Annotated in this window: 1 protein-coding gene; it reads right to left on the reverse strand. The window is 45.9% G+C overall.

Translation table 11 applies throughout. The features are described 5' to 3' along the window. Window positions 1-329: 329 nt before the first annotated feature. The gene (locus tag NC238_15170; GenBank protein ID MCM1567248.1) at window positions 330-2,072 is read right to left on the reverse strand and encodes an IS1634 family transposase; all 1,743 of its coding nucleotides are present in this window, start codon (window positions 2,070-2,072) and stop codon (window positions 330-332) included. Between the last annotated feature and the right edge of the window lie 449 nt (window positions 2,073-2,521).

Below are 2,521 nucleotides of genomic sequence, written 5' to 3' on the forward strand. Positions count from 1 at the left end.
ACGATTATTTAGGCTGCAAAACTACCGCGAGAACCCGCAAGGGCGAAACTGTCACGAAACAGTCCGGCGGACTGTTTCGTAAGGAGCGGTCCAAGAGGCCTGAATGAGGCCTCGAAGGACGGCAGATTTTGCCGCAGGCAAAATCTGCAAAGCCCCCGACGGAATACCAAAACTGTAAATTAAAAATTTCGAAACTTAGTATTGATTAATTTGTCAACCTGTGGTTATAATCCTGACTTTTGCAGGATACAAGAGAAATAACGCTTAAGTCCATTGAAAACAGATGGATTTAGGCGTTTGTTTGTAAAATAAAATTGTACGTTAACAGCTCATTTTTTAACGTCAGCTAAGATTTTTTTAATTTCAGTCAAGGCTAGCCTTTTTCGAGAGAAGTCTATCCCAAATGTAGCCCCAAGCGCATCCGAGATTTTGCTCCGGTATCCAAATAGATATATGTTTTCAGATTCGTGCAAGCACTGGATCCTGTTCAGACAATCGATGATTTCCTCAGCGGAATAATTCTTTCCGGTCTGTTTCTGTATGATCCGGATGATTGCCAATGCCAGGAAGCAGGTCAGAAAGTGGGCATCGATATGATCTTCGCTGCTCACGTATACCGGGCGTGCCTCCAGTTCACTCTTCGTGATCTTGAAGGTCTCTTCGATTTCCCAGAGACCCCGGTATGTATCGATGATATCCCAGTCGGACATCTGATGCTCGCTTGTCGTGATGGCATAGTACCCGTCAAGCATTTCCTCCTGGAGGATCTTTTCGCGGTCCAGGGAAAGGTTTCTGCCTTTTGTCTCGATCTCTCCGGTTGTTTTGTCAAATTCAAGATTACTTACATATGCGGCAGCGCCATATGCTGTAGCCCGGTTGTATTTCTTCGGCTCCTTCACGAGGGCCTCTGCTTTGGCAATCACCTCTGCCCTCTCCGCACGCGCTTTCAATAAATACTTCCGCGACCAGAAGACTACCTGCTTTTCATATACTGTCTTTAGCTGCTTCTTTCCGTTGGCCATCGTAACATTGATTTCACGGGCGATGCGCCGGCTTTTGATCATGAAGTCACAATCATCCGCCGCCAGCTTCCCGTTTTTGTCACGGTATCCTTCCGAATCCAGCACGTATTCCTTGAATTTGTCTGTACCGCCGCGTACGGAGAAACTGAACACATACCCGTTCCTCGGTTTTTCAGGTTTTTCACCGACCAGGTAGTGTATATTATCTCCGGTGATGATCCCCATATCCGCAACAACGATGATGCGTCCGGTACCGTAGTTCGCCCTGACTTCCCCTATGACGGACCGGAAGGTCTCTTTGTCAAGCATATTGCCTGGAAAAAGTTCATAGTGGAGCGGCACACCATCGGCATCCATCGCAAGCCCCATCTGCACGACGGGCTTCTTGCGGTTCTGCTTCGGCTTCCCGTATTTTCTGAGTTCGTCTGCCTGGCTGATCTCAAAGTAGTAATTGGTCACATCGTAATAGACAACGCTGGTCTCGCTGCCGTACTTCGAACGGATCCGTTCGTGCAGGAACCGCTGAAGCTCCTCTGAAATTTTGTCAAAATGAGTCAATGCGCGGTATACATCGTCAAGAGAGAAATGGAAACGCTCAAAATACAAAGACTTCTCCTCGAAAGTTTTCCTTTTGGAGCCGGGGCTCAGGATGCGCGACATCACCAGAAGGAGCATGATCGAGTTCGTATTGAATTTAAAATCCTCTTTAATTGCTTTTGATTTTAAAAATTCATGGATGCCCAGCTCATGATAGACTTTCATCGGCACCGCGTAGCCAAGGTTTTTCATGTTATCAGAGCCTTCAAACAGGCGCTCGTCCATATCGATATCGACCTGCACCCGCCTTCCCGTCCGCTCGTTCTCGGTCATTTTTCTGGCAGCCTCCCTGAAATGTGCGATTGGATCGGCATGCTGTTTCATGAGTTCATCAAGATAGCCGACCGATTCCACGACTTTCGTACGCATTCGTTTGGTATCCTTGTCGCGGTAGCCTTTTACAATGGACAGATAAGTTCGCCCATCCGGTTTCTTTGAGATGTTCAAATGCATTTATTTGTCCTCTCTTTCATTATGGAATATGATACTCGCTTTCATTATACCATAATTAACCAACTTTAACTAGCATAATTTTATTTTTGTAATCAAAAAGAAAAAGCCCTGTAGGCTTACATTTCAATTGCTGTATATTTCGAACGATTATTTAGGCTGCAAAACTACCGGGCGGTCTGATCATAAAAGCGCGTCTTATATGGCTTCATGGCTGGCAGCCAAAGCATCAGATAATGAGACACCGCAAATAACTTAACTCCAGAACAACTTGACACCGTCCGCGATCGGAATTGGATTTGACGCGGAGAGCCAAATGATAGTATAATATTCTGATACGAATCAAACGTTTCATTAAATTAGCGAGCGCTCATCCCAACCACGGATTGGACGAGCGGGAACAGGAAAGAAAATGATCACAAGCAGGCAAAGAAGCTTTTTAAGAAGTATGG

It is taken from the genome of Dehalobacter sp. (assembly GCA_023667845.1).
Classification (GTDB): domain Bacteria; phylum Bacillota; class Desulfitobacteriia; order Desulfitobacteriales; family Syntrophobotulaceae; genus Dehalobacter.

Coding starts and splice junctions, on each gene's coding strand:
- NC238_15170 (MCM1567248.1), bottom strand. CDS start 2,072: ATGCATTTGAACATCTCAAAGAAACCGGATGGGCGAACTTATCTGTCC.